This window comes from Clostridium amazonense (genome assembly GCF_056431285.1).
The window spans coordinates 575186-592600 of record NZ_JBWKMH010000010.1 but is presented as its reverse complement, the minus strand read 5'-3'; the positions used below and the strand labels follow the sequence as shown (position 1 = coordinate 592600).

Sequence of the window (17415 nt, the reverse complement as noted above, 5' to 3'; positions counted from 1 at the left end):
ACATATATTATCCCTCCTTCTATATATTCATTAAATTATGCTAGCATCTTCTTCCGCCGCCCCAAGCAAAGCATATAAATAATAAAATTATTATCCACCAAATCCAAGATCCGCCAAAGCCACCGCAGCCTCCGAAGCCATTTCCGCAGCCAAATCCGTATCCATAGTTTTGTTGTGGTTGTTGTTGAGGCATATAACAACAGATATATTCTTTTTTAGACTTTTTAGATTTTTTATTGCTTCCACAGCAGCAGTCACATGAGCAAACTGGTTCACATACCATTTCACATGGTGAACAGCATGGTGTACAACATGGATTATATGGTGGTTGTTGTGGTTGTTGAGCTGCTCCATAGCCGCCACAGCCAAATCCGCTTCCGCCACATCCACAGAAACAGAAGAATATTAAGAATAATATTATCCATAAGAACCATCCGCCGCCAAAGCCGCCTCTTCTATAACTATTTCCTCCACTGCAGTTACAATTGTTACCGCAACCATTATTGTTGTTGTTGTTACAATTACAATTATTGTTGTCATTTTCACATCCACAGTTTCCACTATATCCATTAGCAGCATTTGAGTTTCCATCGCCTGTGTTTAAACTAGAAATTAAGTTTAATAAAGCATTCATATCCATAAAAAAATTCCTCCCTTTTATTTTTTTATTTCTTTAGTACAATACATACTATGATGTTTTTTCCTTTTTTGACACTTATTTTTATTTTTTATAATATATTCTTTTGTTTCTTATTTTTGTTTTCTGTCGTTTTATAATAATATAATATTTACCATATTTATATTTTGTTACATATTTTTTTAAATTTTTATAGGATATCAACTTATGTTAACTGAATTTGATTTAAATATTTTTTGTTCTACCTTATTGTAAATTAGAATATTTATATAGAAGTGTACTTTTACCATCATCATTGTATTCATTAGAATAATTAAACATTTTAAATATTCAAGATTGATGTTACAATATGATTATCATTTTTAAAGGAGTGTTTTATTTTATGATACCGATAATACTTGATTTGATCATAATTATTTTAGTATATTGTTCACCATATATATTTTATATGTATAAAATGAACTCTAATAATGATGATTTCAAAATATTTTCATTTAAAAATATATTATTTACTTTGTTTTACGGATTAATAATCTTAATTTCACCATCAATGTTTGCAAATACACTACCATTCATTATGGTTATAATTACTATTTTTATTATGAAACGTAATAACGATATTGATTATGCTTATTACAAATTTAATGAACTTAAAATATCATCAGCAATAAAATATTCTCTTGTTGGATATATAATTTCAATTGTAGCCTCAATGATTTGGATTGGCTTATTATCATTGCTAAAAGTAAATTTTAAGCAACAAGAAGTTGTGTCAATGCTTTCAGATTATGATTTAATAACTTTTATAGCTTCAATAGCTCCAATTGTTATATTTGCTCCAATACTAGAGGAATTTGTATTTAGATTTATTTTATTTGAAAAAGTATTTAATAAATTTTTTCCTAAAATATTAGCAGCTATATTATCAAGTTTAATTTTTTCAATAATACATTTTAGCTTAACAGCATTTTTAGTATTATTTACTATAAGTATGATAAATTGCTATCTAGTAGAAAAAAAAGGCTTTTGGTATGCAGTAAGCTTACACACATTGGTTAATTTTATGACTACAATTTCTTTGTTATCTCAAAAACTGATAGCTTAAAAAAAGCAAGATGATTTTGTATAAAATCATCTTGCTTTTTTATTTCTTAAATATATTTTTAAATTTCATCAATTGTATTTTTAGATAACTCTTCTAACAAAGCCTCTTTTCCATCCTTTTTTAAAGATGAAAAGAATAATAATGCTTCGTCTTTAGGCATTTTTAATGTTTCTCTAATTATCTTTTTACTTTTAGCTGCCTCGTTATTAGTAAGCTTATCACGTTTTGTAGCAACTACTATAACCTCATATCCATAATGTTTTATCCAGTTATACATAATTACATCATCATTAGTTGGTTTATGTCTTGAATCCACTAATAATACTATTTTCTTAAGTTGAGGTCTATCAACAAGATATCTCTCCATCATTTTTCCCCAACCTTCTTGTTCCTTCTTAGAAACTTTAGCATATCCATATCCAGGCAAATCAACAAAATAAAATTCATCATTTATTATGAAAAAATTTATAAGTCTTGTTTTACCTGGTGTACCACTTACTTTTACTAATTTTTTTCTATTAGTTAAAGTATTTATTAGTGATGATTTTCCCACATTTGATCGTCCTACAAATGCAAATTCAATTCTATTATCCGTAGGATACTGCTCTTTCTTTACTGCTGATATAAAAAATTCCGATTTCTTAATTTCCATTATTCATCTCTCCAATTAGTGCATTTTTAAGCACATCATCTATTTTATCTACTGGTATAAAGTTAATTTTATTTTTAACTGTTTTAGGTATGTTATCTAAATCTTTCTTGTTTTCTTTTGGCATTATTATTGTATCTATACCCATTCTATATGCAGCTAAACTTTTTTCCTTAAGTCCACCTATAGGAAGTACCCTACCAGTAAGTGTAATTTCTCCTGTCATGGCAACATTATGTTTTACTTTTTTATTGCTAAGTGCAGATACTATAGCTGTTGTCATTGTAACACCAGCAGATGGACCATCTTTTGGTACAGCACCTTCTGGAACATGAATGTGTATATCCTTACTCTTATAAAACTCATCTGTTATTCTAAATCTATCTGAATTAGCTCTTACATAAGTATAAGCTGCTTTTGCAGATTCTTTCATAACATCTCCTAGTTTCCCTGTAAGTTCAAGTTTTCCACTTCCATTCATAACAGTAACTTCTACCGGAAGAGTATCTCCACCATATCCAGTCCATGCAAGTCCTGTTACAACACCTATTTTATCTTCAACATCTAAATCATCATAACTAAATATTGTTGTTCCAAGATATTTAGTTATATTAGTTGTTGAAATTGTAATCTTGCTCTTATCTTTTTCAATCAACTCTTTAATAGCTTTTCTTATTAAAGAAGATAATTTTTGCTCTAAATTTCTAACTCCAGACTCTCTTGTATAGTTTTCTATAACCATTTTAATTGCTGAGTCATAAACTCTTATTTGACCATCATCTACATTATGTTCTTTTAATACTTTAGGCATTAAATGATCCTTAGCTATATGAAATTTTTCTTCTGTTGTATAGCCACTTACCTCTATGATTTCCATTCTATCTAAAAGTGGTCTTGATACATTATCAAGTGAGTTTGCTGTAGTAATGAATAAAACTTTAGATAAATCATAATCTAACTCTAAATAATTATCTCTAAATGTATTATTTTGTTCTGGATCTAATACTTCTAAAAGCGCATCCCCTACATTACCCTTGTAATCTGTACCTGTCTTATCTATTTCATCTAACAAAAACACTGGATTTTTAGATCCTGCTTTTTTCATACCACTTATTATTCTTCCTGGAATAGCTCCAACATAAGTCTTTCTATGACCTCTTATCTCAGATTCATCTTTAACTCCACCTAAACTCATTCTTACAAAGTTTCTTCCTATTGAATCTGCAACAGATTTAGCTATAGATGTTTTTCCAACTCCAGGAGGACCAACTAAACATAATATAGGTGCATTTAAACCTTTGCTCATCTTTCTTACCGCTAAATACTCAACGATTCTTTCTTTAACATCTTCCATGCCATAATGTTTTTCATCCAACACTTTTCTTGCATTTTTTATATTTAGATTATCCTTAGTTATATTGTTCCATGGAAGTGCTAACAATGTATCTAAATATGTTTTTACAACAAGACCTTCTTGAGATGAAACCCCGGAACTTTTTAATCTATTCATTTCATAAAGAGCTTTTTCTCTTGCTTCTTTAGGTAATTTAGCTTTAACTATTTTAGATTCATAGGCTTTTATTTCTTTTTCCTCTTCATCATCTTCACCTAATTCTTCTTGCATTGTCTTTATTTGCTCTCTCAAATAGTGTTCTTTTTGTATTTTTCCTATTTTACTTTTTACTCTATTTCCTATTTTCTTTTCTACATTTACAATCTGTATTTCTGTTTTTATAAACATTAATAATTTTTCTAAACGTTCTTTTACATCTATAATATTTAATAACTCTTGTTTCTTATTTTGCTTTAGTGACATATATGTAGCTATAGTATCACATACTCTTCCCAAATTTTCATCATCTTCAACTTCAATTAATATATCAGCTGATGCTTGTGATGTAATATCTAAATAATTTTTAAATGCATCTAATACTGAATTTAAATATGCTATGCCTTCAATATCACCATCGCATTCCTCATTTTCAATTATTTCAACTTCTCCATATATAGTTCTATCATCTTTTATATAGTTTACTATTTTCCCTCTACATTCACCTTCCACTAATACTCTTATATAATCTTCTGGAAGTCTAACTAGTTGTTTTATTTTACATATTGTTCCAATAGTATATATATCTTCTTTCTCTACATCTTCTACTTTTACATCTTTTTGAGATACCAAAAATATTTCTTGATCCTTGGCCATTGCATCATCTAATGCTAAAATAGATTTTTCTCTACCAACATCAAAACTAAGAACATTATATGGAAATATACTTAATCCTCTTAGAGGTATTAAAGGAAGTTTTATCACTTTGTTATCCATTCTTCTCCCCCACTCATTTTTAATTTTAGTCAATAACTTTTTAATATATAGGTTCCCAAGCTAATATTTTAGTTTATACAATCATTAATTGATACTATTAGTTTTGAATTTAATTCATAGTTTTCTTTTTTGATTTAAAACTCTCAACTAAAACACACATAACTTAAAGTTTAAACTTGGTTTCCTATATATCAATTAGATAAATTATTAAAATTTTAAGTCAAAATTATATATCTTACCCTATATTAAGTTAATTTTTATAATTAAAGAAATATATTTTTTCATTCATAACTCTATAAAATCACATATTCCTATTATACTACATATTTTTAAAACTTAAAAAAGTATATAAATAGACTTATATATTATAACTATAAATAAGCTTTTTTTCAATTATACTATTACTTAATTATTTATTATATCTATAAATTTTATATTGATTTTGCCGTAAGCACATCAACATCGCTTTCTTCACAAATATTTGATAATTGTTCATTTGTTTCAAATTTTTCTATTATAGCTTCTTTTAGCACTTCTTTTATATTTACTACAGGTATTATGTTTATACCTTCTATTTGTTTAAAATTTTCTTGCCAATTTTCTTTTGGAATTATAACTTTCGTAGCACCTGATTTTTTAGCTGCTTGAATTTTTGTGTTCACTCCACCTACTGGATTAACATTTCCATGTATAGAAATTTCTCCAGTCATAGCTACCTTATTATCTACTTTAAGTCCTGTTATAGCACTATATATAGCTGTAGTTATGCTAATTCCTGCTGATGGTCCATCTACTATAGTTCCTCCTGGAAAGTTTACATGAATATCATAATCATCTGTATGTATATTAAAAATGCTTTCTATAACTGTAAGTACATTTTCTACTGAACAAAATGCTGTACTTTTTCTTCGCACTTTTTTATTATTTGAGTTAATCTCTTCTTCTTCAACTATTCCTGTTATTTTAAGATTACCTTTTCTTAACTTAGCTGCTGTTGCTGTTGCCTCTATTTCCATCATAATACCTATATTAGCACCATATACAGCTAAACCATTTACAAATCCAACTTTAGGTTCACTTTTTACATTTTTAGTTGGTCTTTTAGTATACTGACCGTTTTCAATAACCCACTCAACATCTGTTACGGTAACTATCTTTCTATCTTCATTTATAGCTATTCCTGATGCTAATTGAATTAAATTAACTGCATCTCTACCATTGCTTGAATACATTCCTACTAACTTACAAGCTTCTCTATCAAGTTCTAATCCTATTTTTTTCATTGCATTTTTAGCTATAATTTCAATTTCTTCTGGCTCTAAGGCTCTAAAAAATATTTCTACACATCTTGATCTAATTGCTGGTGTTATTTCTTCTGGACTCCTAGTTGTCGCACCAATCAATCTAAAATCTGCTGGAAATCCCTCTTCAAATATCTCTTTTATATGTGATGGTATTCTTTGATTATCTGGACTATAATAAGCACTATCTAAAAATACTTTTCTATCTTCTAAAACCTTTAATAATTTATTCATTTCTATAGAATGTAATTCTCCAATTTCATCTATAAAAAGTATTCCTCCGTGAGCTTTAGATACTGCACCCATTTTGGGTTGTGGAACTCCAGCTACTCCTAGAGGACCTGCCCCTTGATATATTGGATCATGCACTGAACCTATTAGAGGGTCTGCAATTCCCCTTTCATCAAATCTTATAGTTGTTGCATCGATTTCTACGAATTTTGCACTTTCTTTAAAAGGCGAATACGCCTTCTTTTTCGCTTCTTCTAAAACAAGTCTTGCTGCAGCTGTTTTTCCTACTCCAGGCGGTCCATAAATTATAATATGTTGGGGATTAGGACCACATATAGCTGCCTTTAATGCTTTTATACCTTTCTCTTGACCTATAATTTCTTCAAATTTACTTGGTCTACTTTTTTCTGTAAGTGGTTCTGTTAAAGATATATTCTTCATGCTTTTTAATTTTTCAATCTCCTCTAAATTATCTTTAGATCCATCAGAGTTGTTGCTTAAAAAACTCTCTTTATTTTTATTACATAAAATATAGATAACTAACATAAATATTGCTATAGAATGCACTACTAATGTTATAACAATTGTTGATTCTCCCATATTTACATTCCTTTCTCAATTATAATTATTTATGTTAGTATTATTTTCATATAAGTAATTTAATATTCTATATAAAAACAAAAATACTACATTTTATCAATGTAGTATTTTTTATATTCTATGCTGGTTCAAGACCTCTATCAGACTTAGCTTTGCTTTCAATCTTTAAAGGTTCTCTTTTCCCATTTTTAGCTTCTATAACCTTTGGCTCTTTATCCTTAATAGTATCTTTTGTTATTATAACTTTTTCAATCTCTTCTCTTGAAGGAATTTCAAACATTATATTTTTCATAGTATCTTCTATTATCGCTCTTAAGCCTCTAGCTCCTGTTTTTCTCTCTATAGCTTCTTTAGCTATCTCCTTCAATGCTTCCTCTTCAAAGTCTAATAAAACATTATCCATTTCGAATAATTTTTTATATTGTTTTACTAGTGCATTTTTAGGTTCACTTAATATACTAACTAATGCTTCTTCATCCAATGCTGCTAGTGTAACTATTATTGGTAATCTTCCTACAAACTCTGGAATTAATCCAAATTTTAATAAATCACCAGGCATAATATCCTTTAACAGTACACCTATATCCTTAATTTCTTTTGCTTGAACATCAGCACCAAATCCCATAGAAGACTTTTGAGTTCTTCTTGAAATTATTTTATCTAATCCATCAAAAGCACCACCACAAATAAATAATATATTAGCTGTATTTATTTGTATAAACTCTTGATGTGGATGTTTTCTTCCACCTTGTGGTGGTACTGAAGCAACTGTTCCTTCTAATATTTTTAGTAATGCTTGTTGAACACCTTCACCAGATACATCACGAGTTATAGATGGATTTTCTGACTTTCTTGCAATTTTATCAATCTCATCTATATAAATAATTCCTTTTTCAGCTCTTTCAACATCATAATCAGAATTTTGAATTAATTTTAATAGTATATTTTCAACATCTTCGCCAACATATCCAGCTTCTGTAAGTGTTGTAGCATCTGCTATAGCAAATGGTACATTTAGCATTTTTGCTAATGTTTGTGCTAATAATGTTTTTCCTGATCCTGTAGGTCCTAGTAATAAAATATTACTTTTTTGAAGCTCAACATCCCCTTCACCTACATTAGAACTAATTCTCTTATAATGATTGTAAACAGCAACTGCTAAAGACTTTTTAGCATCATCTTGACCTACAACATATTGATCTAAATATTTCTTTATTTCTGCTGGTTTTGGTAGAGTAGTGATGTCCATTTGAACACTTTCTTCTCTTTCGTCTACTATTATTTCTGAACATAATTCTATACACTCGTCACATATATAAACACCCGGACCAGCTATAAGTCTTTTAACCTGCTCTTCATTTTTACCACAAAAAGAACATTTTATTTTTTTCTTTTCATCATTTCTTGGCATGTCTTCACCTCTTTAAAATGCTATTTCTTTTTAACTATCACTTCGTCTATTAATCCATATTCTTTTGCTTCTTGTGCACTCATGAAGTAATCTCTCTCAACATCTTTTTTTATTTGTTCAAGAGGTTTACCAGTGTTTTCACTAATAATATGATTTAAGTTTTCTTTTATTTTTATTATTCTTCTAGCATGTATATCTATATCTGTTGCTTGCCCTTGGAATCCACCTAATGGTTGGTGTATCATTATTTCACTATTTGGAAGCGCAAATCTTTTTCCTTTTGCTCCTGAACATAGCAAAAATGCACCCATAGATGCAGCCATTCCTGTACAAATTGTAACAACATCTGGCTTTATATAATTCATAGTATCATATATAGCCATACCATCTGTAATTGATCCGCCTGGACTATTTATATAAAGGTATATATCTTTATCAGGATCTTCTGCTTCTAAGAATAATAATTGTGCAACTACTAATCCTGCACTAGTTGGATTAACTTCTTCGCCTAAAAAAATTATTCTTTCTTTTAAAAGTCTAGAATAAATATCATAAGATCTTTCACCTTTACTTGTTTGTTCTACTACCATTGGAACTAAACTCATATAACTTCCTCCTCTTTGTACTATATTTAGTATAATACAAATACTACACTAATTAATTATTAACTATTTTTAAAGTTTTTAACCAAATAAATATATTTATTTTAAAATAATTGCCAGAATGCATATCTGGCAATTATTTATATAGTCTATATTATTTTTAAACTAGATAGCTTTACTATTTTCAACTAACATTTTTCTTACTTTTTGATCTAATACTTGAACTTCTAAGTATTCTTTTTGATTTTGTACTAACATTTCAGCAGTTTTATCTGCATCTGTTTCACCATAGTACATTTTAGCTATTTCTTCAGCTCTAGTTTTTATTTCTTCTTCTGTTGCTTCCATTTTTTCAACTTCTGCAATTTTGTCAATTACCATTTGAGTTTTTACTTTATTTCTAGCTATTTCTTTCATTTGCTCTCTAAACTCATTTTCATTTGTATTTGTAAATTGGAAATATTTTTCAAGAGTTAGTCCTTGATATTGTAATCTTGTTTCTAAATCTCTTAACATTCCATTGATTTCTCTATTAACCATTGCTTCCGGTATATCAATTGTTGCATTTTCAACAACTGTTGATATGATACCTTCTTCAAATTCTCTTTCTTCTCTTGATTTGCTAGCATTTTCTAATGTTTGTTTCACATCATCTTTAAATTCTTTTAATGTTTCAAACTCAGAAACTTCTTTAGCAAATTCATCATTTATTTCTGGTAATTCTTTTGTTTTTACAGCTTTAATTTTCACTTCAAATCTTGCTGGTTTACCATTTAATTCTTCTATTCCATATTCTTTAGGGAATGTTACATTAACTTCTTTCTCATCTTCAGCTTTTAAACCTACTAATTGATCTTCAAAGTTATCTATGAAAGTACCTGAACCAATTTCTAGTTCATAATCTTTACCTTCTCCACCTTCAAATGCAACTTCTCCAGTAAATCCTTTAAAGTCTATAACAGCTATATCACCTTTTTCTATAGCTTTTTCTTTAACTTCTACTCTTGCATTTTTTTCTTGCATTTCTTTTATTTTATTTTCAACGTCTTCTTCTGTTACGTTATATTCGCTCTTTTTAACTTCTATTCCTTTATAGTCGCCAAGTATAACTTCTGGAGCTACTGGTACATTAGCTATGTATATTAAATCTTTACCTTCTCCAATTTGTTCTACTTCTATTTCAGGATAGTCTACTGGATTTACATTATTCTCTGTTAATGCTGTTCCATATGTTTCTCTATAAATTATATCTAAAGCATCTTCAAATAATACTCCATTACCATAATATTTCTTTACTATGCTATAAGGTGCTTTACCTTTTCTAAATCCTGGTATATTAAATTTCTTAGAATTTTTTGCGAATGCTTTTTTTATAGCGCTATCAAATTTTTCTGCTTCTACTGTTATAGTTAGTTTTACAACGCTCTTTGGCATTTTTTCCATTTTAACGTTCATTCTTATTCTTCCTCCTAATATCTATAAATGAATATTAATCTAATAAATTATAACATATATTGTTTTAATTAGATAGATTATTTATGAACTTTTACTCATCTTATAACCGTATTTTTTATATTTAACTCATAAAACATTGCATCATTTTTTCAAATTATACAATATTTTACCTTATAATGACAAGTACTTATATTTTATTTATTTTGCTATTTCACCTTTAGAATTTAAGTATACAACTTTTCCATCTATATTAATAGCTATTCCTTTCGATTCCACTCCCCCAATTTTTACATCTTTTCCTACAAGTTCATAGTATGGTTTTTGTTCTAAAGTGTTTATATTAGAAGACCATATATATTGATTATTTTCAGAAGATATCCAAGGTAAATAACTTGTATATATTATAGTATCATCACTTACAAATTTAGGTGTACCCATCCATAGGTATCCTTGATTGTTTTCCATAACTGATTCTTTTGTAAAAACTTCACCTTCTGTAGATACATATTCTTTTCTTGTTACATCTTTTACTTTTCCTTCATTATTAATAATATAAGCATTTTGACTAGTCTTTTCTATTAAAAGTAAATTGTGTTTGTTAGGACTTACATCACCTTCAATAGATTTATCAACATCAAAAGATATTATGTTTCCACTTTCATTTTCAACCTGCATTTTTACATTTTTATTTTCTATATTTACAACTACTTCTTTAAGTTTTTCAACTTTACTTTCAGCACTTTCAACCTCTTTATTAGTTTCTTCTTTATCTTTACTTAACTCTTCATTGCTTTCACTACTACTATTTTTTTTCTTTTCATCATTTACAGCCATAATATTAGTTACTTTATCTTTTATAGATGTTGCATATAAAATACCACCACCTACAAAAAAAGCACAAGCTAATATTAATAATATATATCTTCTTCTTCTTTTCTTCATCTGCTTTTGATAATTTTTACTAAACATACTTGGCTTTTTTCTACCCACATTAATACCTCCATCTCTAAATTTAAATTTATATTTATTTTTTTATGTTTCATAAATTACATGTTTGATAATTGATCCAATATAAGGTTTTAAGTTCAAAGTTTAAATAAAATACTTATCAAATGACAATTTTAGAGTTACAAATGTTAATACTATTTTATCTTTAACCAATTTTGAATTAAAAAGTAACACTAACTAGTTTGTATAGTGTTTAATTGATTTACTCTGTAAATTTAAGAAAAATCATTTTTTTAAAATTGAAAATCTAATTTTCACATTCGTTATTCATTGTCAATTTTAAAAATATATTAAAAGTTATCATTAAAATTATCAATATGAAATATACTTAACTTTAAATTCAAACTTTGTTTCCTATAAATTCATCAATTTAAGATGTTATTTTCAAAAGCATATATATTCAGTTGATTTTAAAATTAATTTCTCCTTATATTATCTTATTATACATATAAAAAAACAATTAATGTATTTATTATTTTTTTAATTTTAGTATATGTAATTTAATATAAATTTTCTATAAAAGAAAATATTCTAACCTAGATATATTCATTTACATTTTATCATATTCAAATGATTTTTAGTTATATTTCCCCATTTTCATTGAACCCATCACTATATTTCATTTTTCAATTTAAGATATAATCGTTATCATCTGTGTTATCTTTTTTTAATCTGTTATATTTTTTGTTGTAATTATTCTAAATTATTTTTCAAATTTTCATTTTTATTTTATTCTTCATTGACCTTTTCAAATCACATTTCCATAAGTACCAATCGGTAAAACAGCTTGTTTTTAAAGAGTTTCATATAATTACTTTCTTATTTGTACAAATTTTGTATTAAATTAAAATTTTTCTGACATTGTAAAAAGGTATTGATTTCTTTCTGTATTAATACTACAATTATAACAGACAAAAAACTTAAACATATAATTACAATAAATAATAAATAAATTATCATCATTAAGTTTAAATTTTAACTTAATGATCCTCAATATTAAAATTTAGTTTATATAATTTAAGGAGGAATAATAAATGTTTAAACAATGGGAAGGTTTCAAAGGTGATCTTTGGCAAGAAGAAATTAATGTTAGAGATTTCATTCAAAAGAACTACACAGTATACGAAGGAGATGAGTCTTTCTTAGCTCCTATAAGCGAAAAAACTTCTAAAGTATGGGATAAAACTCATGCATTAATAATAGAAGAAATAAAAAAAGGAATTATCGACGTAGAAGTTAATGAAGTTTCTGGAATAAACAACTTCGAAGCTGGATACATCGATAAAGATAACGAAGTAATCGTTGGATTACAAACTAATGCTCCACTTAAAAGAATAGTAAATCCATTTGGTGGATTCAGAATGGTTGAGCAATCATTAGAAGCTTATGGATATGAATTAAATCCTGAAATAAATAAATACTTTAATAAATATAGAAAAACTCACAATCAAGGAGTTTTCGATGCTTATACTAAAGAAACAAGAGCTGCTAGAAGCGCTGGTTTATTAACTGGTCTTCCAGATGCATATGGTAGAGGAAGAATCATAGGTGACTATAGAAGACTTGCTCTTTATGGAGTAGATTTCTTAGTAGCACAAAAGAAAGCAGACTTAAACAACATCCAAGGTGCTGCTAATGAAGAAACTATAAGACACAGAGAAGAAGTTTCTGAACAAATCAGAGCTTTAGGACAAATAAAAGAAATGGCTGCATCTTATGGTGTAGATATATCTAAGCCATCATCTAACGCTAGAGAAGCTGTTCAAGCTCTTTACTTTGGATACTTAGCAGCTATAAAAGAAAACAACGGAGCTGCAATGTCTTTAGGAAGAACTAGTACTTTCATGGACATATACTTAGAAAGAGATTTACAAGCTGGAATCATAACTGAAGTTGAAGCTCAAGAAATAATTGACCAACTTGTAATCAAATTAAGAATAGCTAGACATTTAAGAACTCCTGAATATAATGACTTATTCGCTGGAGATCCTAACTGGATAACAGAATCAATCGGTGGTGTGTCTATTAATGGTAAACCATTAGTAACTAAGAACTCTTTCAGATTCTTACACACATTAACTAACCTTGATCCTGCACCAGAACCAAATATGACAGTTTTATGGTCAGAAAAATTACCAAAAGCTTTCAAAGAATATTGTGCTAAAATGTCTATTCAAACTGGATCAATCCAATATGAAAATGACGATTTAATGAGAAATATCTATGGAGACGATTATGGTATAGCTTGCTGTGTTTCAGCTATGGAAATTGGTAAGAGAATGCAATTCTTCGGAGCAAGAATCAACTTAGCTAAAGCTTTATTATACACTCTTAATGGTGGTGTAGATGAGAAAAAAGGAATCAAAGTTATTGAAGGTTTAGAGAAAATAACTGATGATGTTCTTGATTATGCAAAAGTTAAAAAAGCTTACTTCAACGTACTTGAGTACTGTGCAGATTTATATGTAAACACAATGAATACTATTCATTACATGCATGATAAATATGCTTATGAAGCAGGTCAAATGGCTTTACACGATACTGATATTAAGAGATTTATGGCATTCGGAGTTGCTGGACTTTCAGTTGCTGCTGACTCTTTAAGTGCTATAAAATATGCAAAAGTTAAACCTATAAGAAATGAAGAAGGAATCACTGTTGATTTTGAAATCGAAGGAGATTTCCCTAAATACGGAAATGATGATGATAGAGTTGATGATTTAGCAGTAGAATTAATAAACAAATTCTCAGCAATGCTTAAAAAACACCCAACTTACAGAAACGCTGAACATTCATTATCAGCTTTAACTATAACATCAAACGTTGTTTATGGTAAGAAAACAGGATCTACTCCAGATGGAAGAAAAGCTGGAGAAGCATTAGCTCCAGGTGCTAACCCAATGCACGGAAGAGATACAAATGGTGCTTTAGCTTCATTAAACTCTGTTGCTAAAATCCAATATAGAGAATCTTGTCAAGATGGTATATCTAACACATTCTCTATCATCCCAGATGCTCTTGGAAAATCTGAAGATGAAAGAAAACTTAACTTAGCAGCTATATTAGATGGATACTTTGGTCAAAGTGCATTCCACCTAAATGTTAATGTATTAAACAGAGAAACATTATTAGATGCTATGGAAAATCCAGACAACTATCCTACTCTAACAATCAGAGTATCTGGATATGCAGTTAACTTCGTAAGATTAACAAAAGAACAACAATTAGAAGTTATCAACAGAACATTCCATAAATCTATGTAATATAAATTATAAAGCACTACCACTTTGGTAGTGCTTTATATTAAAAAAACTATTATATTTTATATTTTGTATTGAATTTTTCTTTAATAATTAATATAATAGTTTTTTTAGTATAAAGAAATAATCTTTATTAAGGAGATGTGGTATTATGGTAAAAGGTAGAATTCATTCAATTGAAAGTATGGGGCTTGTTGATGGTCCTGGTATAAGAGTTGTAGTATTTATGCAAGGTTGTAAATTAAGATGCGCATATTGCCATAATCCAGATACTTGGACTTTAAATGGTGGCGAAGAATATACAGCTGATGAATTAGTAGCAAAAATTGAAAGATTCAAGCCATTCTTTGAAAGATCTGGCGGTGGTGTTACTTTTTCTGGCGGAGACCCACTTTTCCAAGATGAGTTTTTATTAGAAGCTCTAAAAAAATGTAAAGAAAAAGGCATACATACAACTATAGATACTGCTGGCTATGGTCATGGTAATTATGATGAAATTTTAAAATATACTGACTTAGTTTTGCTTGATGTAAAGCATAAAGACAATGATGGTTATATAGCATTAACTGGTCAAAATACTCATGATGTAAATATATTCCTAGAAGCTCTTAGAAAAAGTGATTGTAGAGTTTGGATAAGACACGTGGTTGTTCCTGGTTATACAGATACTAAAGAACACATGGATAAAATAGCTAAAGTAATAAATGAAGAGATTCCTAATGTAGATAGAATCGATCTTTTACCTTATCATTTATTAGGTGTAAACAAATATGAAGTTCTTGGAATAAAATATAAACTTGATGGTGTTCCAGCCATGGATAAAGAAAAAACTAAGGAACTTCAAGATTACTTAATTTCATTAGTTAACTTTGATAAGAAATAGTAGGTATATCCTACTATTTTTTATTTACTTTAATTTTACAAACATTATTTTATATTTACTAATTAAAAACTTTATGAGATAATATATCTATATTTCAAGAATTGTCAATTAATTCTTGAAATGTAAATTGTAATTACTTTTTTTAAAGGGGGATATTTTAATGAGAGAAAATACACTAGCTTTCGAAAAATTTTTAGAAGAAAGAAAAATACCTATGAATAAAGGTATGAACATAGATGATGTTACAATTTTTGCATTTCCAGATAAGCTAACTATAAATGGAGTTGAGAAACCTGTTCTTGGTGGTGGTGATACTCGTAGAGCTGTAATATCACTTACTGATGATGATACTCTTGCAGATATTTATATTTTCCATATAACTAGTGTTCCTGAAAAAGATGACAAAATTAATTTATATAAAGTATTTAATGATTTAAATTCAACTTATAAATATATATCTTTTTTTGAGGATCAAGGTGTTGTTAGTGCTAAATCTTCTATACCTTTTAATGGTAATTTTAATGCAGAAATAGTTTTCGAAACTTTAAGTGTAATGTTCCATGCTGTTGAAGAAGAATATGCAAAAATTAGAACTTCTCTTAATTTAATAGCTTAAATAAATAACATAAAAAACTCAAGATAAATTTATCTTGAGTTTTTTATGTTATTTATTATATTTCGCCATAAATGATTCTATTTCTTCAACTTCTTTAATTATATCTTTTGATAAATTTTCACATCCATCTGTAGTTATAAGTAAATCGTCTTCTATTCTTACACCTATACCCTCTTCTGCTATATATATTCCTGGTTCATTTGTTATAATCATACCTGGTTCTAAAACTCTATCATATGATCCAACATCATGAGCATCCATTCCTAAGTAATGTCCTATTGAGTGGAAATAGTATTTTCTAACTTCACTTTTATCTTTTATTAACCCTAGTTCAACGCATCCTTTTCCTAATTCTTCCATAGCTACTTTTTCTAAGTCTGCTTTTTTTATTCCTGGTCTTGCTGCTTCTTCCACCTTTTTCATAGCATTTAACACTGCATTGTATACAGCTTTTTGTCTATCAGTAAATTTACCATTTGCAGGGAATGTACGTGATACATCTGCATTATACTCATTATATTGAGCTCCCAAATCTAATAATACTAAACTTTTTTCAGGAATTTCACAATTATTTTCTGAATAATGAAGTGTTGCACCATTAACACCTGAACCAACTATTGTATTGAACGCAGTTTCTTTAACTCCTCTTTTTCTTAATTCATAATCAAAATGTGCTTCTAATTCACACTCCATAATTCCTTCTTTTGCATTTTTAAATATACTATATATTCCCTCTTTAGTTATTTCTATTGCTCTTCTTGTAAGTTCTATTTCTTCTTCTCTTTTTATAGCTCTTAATTCAGCTATAAATTTAAATATATTTTTAACCTTTAAGTATGGATATTTTCTTATTACTTCATCTGCAAATATCATTGGTAAATTAGGTAATTTATCATATTCTTGTCTTTCCAAGTCTAAGTAAATGTTTTCATACTCTATACTTGGATTTGATATTTTTGAGAAATTTTCACTAAATTCATCTAAAAATTTAACATCTTCTATTCCAGTTATTTCTTTTGAATCTTCTAGTGTTGGTTTTTTTCCAATCCATTTTATAAGTTCTGGATTTTGTCTTTCAATATATAAAGTTTCTGATATTACACCTGAAGCTTTTGTTGCTACATATATAGCTTTTTCTCTTTTAAATCCTGTAACATAATAGAAATTTCTATTTGGACAGAAACTATATTTATCATCAGCTGATTTATAAGGTGCTTCACCTGCAAAAAGAACTACTATAGAATTCTCCTCTATTTTACTTAATAAATTTTCTCTATTTTTTATAAAAAAACTTTTATCCATAATAAACTCCCCCACTAACACTTTAAAAT

The 17415-nt window shown here is 28.0% G+C and carries 13 protein-coding genes; 4 read left to right on the top strand and 9 right to left on the bottom strand.

Going from position 1 to position 17415, the window contains the following annotated elements:
- Positions 1-40: 40 nt before the first annotated feature.
- Entirely contained in the window at positions 41-640 is a 600-nt protein-coding gene (locus AC07E4_RS07015) for a hypothetical protein (protein WP_478216008.1), read from the bottom strand.
- Positions 641-1019: 379 nt separating this feature from the next.
- On the opposite strand from AC07E4_RS07015, the gene AC07E4_RS07010 reads away from it, so the two are divergent.
- The gene (locus AC07E4_RS07010; protein WP_478216007.1) at positions 1020-1742 is read left to right on the top strand and encodes a lysostaphin resistance A-like protein; all 723 of its coding nucleotides are present in this window, start codon (positions 1020-1022) and stop codon (positions 1740-1742) included.
- Between the two features lie 58 nt (positions 1743-1800).
- On the opposite strand, the gene yihA is transcribed toward AC07E4_RS07010, so the two are convergent.
- The 7 genes from yihA to AC07E4_RS06975 all read right to left on the bottom strand — a co-directional run bounded on the left by yihA (position 1801) and on the right by AC07E4_RS06975 (position 11307).
- Positions 1801-2394 (bottom strand): ribosome biogenesis GTP-binding protein YihA/YsxC, encoded by a 594-nt coding sequence (gene yihA, locus AC07E4_RS07005; protein ID WP_040330830.1) that lies wholly within the window; start codon positions 2392-2394, stop codon positions 1801-1803.
- Positions 2384-4717: an endopeptidase La gene (gene lon, locus AC07E4_RS07000; protein ID WP_040330829.1), complete on the bottom strand. Its 2334-nt coding sequence runs from the start codon at positions 4715-4717 to the stop codon at positions 2384-2386. The genes yihA and lon overlap by 11 nt, the downstream gene beginning before the upstream one ends.
- Positions 4718-5148: 431 nt before the next feature.
- Complete coding sequence (lonB, locus tag AC07E4_RS06995; RefSeq protein WP_423219662.1) at positions 5149-6828, bottom strand: ATP-dependent protease LonB; 1680 nt, start codon at positions 6826-6828, stop codon at positions 5149-5151.
- A 139-nt stretch (positions 6829-6967) separates the two neighbouring features.
- Positions 6968-8260: an ATP-dependent Clp protease ATP-binding subunit ClpX gene (gene clpX, locus AC07E4_RS06990; protein ID WP_040330827.1), complete on the bottom strand. Its 1293-nt coding sequence runs from the start codon at positions 8258-8260 to the stop codon at positions 6968-6970.
- Between the two features lie 20 nt (positions 8261-8280).
- Positions 8281-8865, bottom strand: coding sequence for an ATP-dependent Clp endopeptidase proteolytic subunit ClpP (gene clpP / locus AC07E4_RS06985; protein ID WP_040330826.1), 585 nt, complete (start codon positions 8863-8865; stop codon positions 8281-8283).
- Positions 8866-9027: 162 nt separating this feature from the next.
- Positions 9028-10317 (bottom strand): trigger factor, encoded by a 1290-nt coding sequence (tig, locus tag AC07E4_RS06980; RefSeq protein ID WP_040330825.1) that lies wholly within the window; start codon positions 10315-10317, stop codon positions 9028-9030.
- Positions 10318-10515: 198 nt separating this feature from the next.
- Entirely contained in the window at positions 10516-11307 is a 792-nt protein-coding gene (locus AC07E4_RS06975) for a hypothetical protein (protein WP_040330824.1), read from the bottom strand.
- A gap of 1052 nt (positions 11308-12359) precedes the next feature.
- Here AC07E4_RS06975 and pflB point away from each other — a divergent pair.
- From pflB to AC07E4_RS06960, 3 genes are all read left to right on the top strand, one after another.
- The gene (gene pflB, locus AC07E4_RS06970; RefSeq protein ID WP_040330823.1) at positions 12360-14588 is read left to right on the top strand and encodes a formate C-acetyltransferase; all 2229 of its coding nucleotides are present in this window, start codon (positions 12360-12362) and stop codon (positions 14586-14588) included.
- 148 nt (positions 14589-14736) lie between these two features.
- Positions 14737-15468 carry a pyruvate formate-lyase-activating protein gene (gene pflA / locus AC07E4_RS06965; protein ID WP_040330822.1) on the top strand — a complete coding sequence of 244 codons (732 nt, stop codon included), beginning with the start codon at positions 14737-14739 and terminating at the stop codon, positions 15466-15468.
- Between the two features lie 160 nt (positions 15469-15628).
- Complete coding sequence (locus AC07E4_RS06960) at positions 15629-16084, top strand: hypothetical protein (RefSeq protein ID WP_040330821.1); 456 nt, start codon at positions 15629-15631, stop codon at positions 16082-16084.
- Between the two features lie 48 nt (positions 16085-16132).
- Here the strand turns inward: AC07E4_RS06960 and AC07E4_RS06955 are convergent, their stop codons facing one another.
- Entirely contained in the window at positions 16133-17386 is a 1254-nt protein-coding gene (locus AC07E4_RS06955; protein WP_040330819.1) for an aminopeptidase P family protein, read from the bottom strand.
- Positions 17387-17415 lie beyond the last annotated feature (29 nt).

Excerpts from the sequence above, each read along its gene's own strand:
- AC07E4_RS06960 (WP_040330821.1), top strand. The coding sequence starts at position 15,629 with ATGAGAGAAAATACACTAGCTTTCGAAAAATTTTTAGAAGAAAGAAAA.
- tig (WP_040330825.1), bottom strand. The coding sequence starts at position 10,317 with ATGAACGTTAAAATGGAAAAAATGCCAAAGAGCGTTGTAAAACTAACT.
- AC07E4_RS06955 (WP_040330819.1), bottom strand. The coding sequence starts at position 17,386 with ATGGATAAAAGTTTTTTTATAAAAAATAGAGAAAATTTATTAAGTAAA.
- AC07E4_RS07010 (WP_478216007.1), top strand. The coding sequence starts at position 1,020 with ATGATACCGATAATACTTGATTTGATCATAATTATTTTAGTATATTGT.
- pflB (WP_040330823.1), top strand. The coding sequence starts at position 12,360 with ATGTTTAAACAATGGGAAGGTTTCAAAGGTGATCTTTGGCAAGAAGAA.
- lon (WP_040330829.1), bottom strand. The coding sequence starts at position 4,717 with ATGGATAACAAAGTGATAAAACTTCCTTTAATACCTCTAAGAGGATTA.
- yihA (WP_040330830.1), bottom strand. The coding sequence starts at position 2,394 with ATGGAAATTAAGAAATCGGAATTTTTTATATCAGCAGTAAAGAAAGAG.
- clpP (WP_040330826.1), bottom strand. The coding sequence starts at position 8,865 with ATGAGTTTAGTTCCAATGGTAGTAGAACAAACAAGTAAAGGTGAAAGA.
- pflA (WP_040330822.1), top strand. The coding sequence starts at position 14,737 with ATGGTAAAAGGTAGAATTCATTCAATTGAAAGTATGGGGCTTGTTGAT.
- AC07E4_RS07015 (WP_478216008.1), bottom strand. The coding sequence starts at position 640 with ATGGATATGAATGCTTTATTAAACTTAATTTCTAGTTTAAACACAGGC.
- clpX (WP_040330827.1), bottom strand. The coding sequence starts at position 8,260 with ATGCCAAGAAATGATGAAAAGAAAAAAATAAAATGTTCTTTTTGTGGT.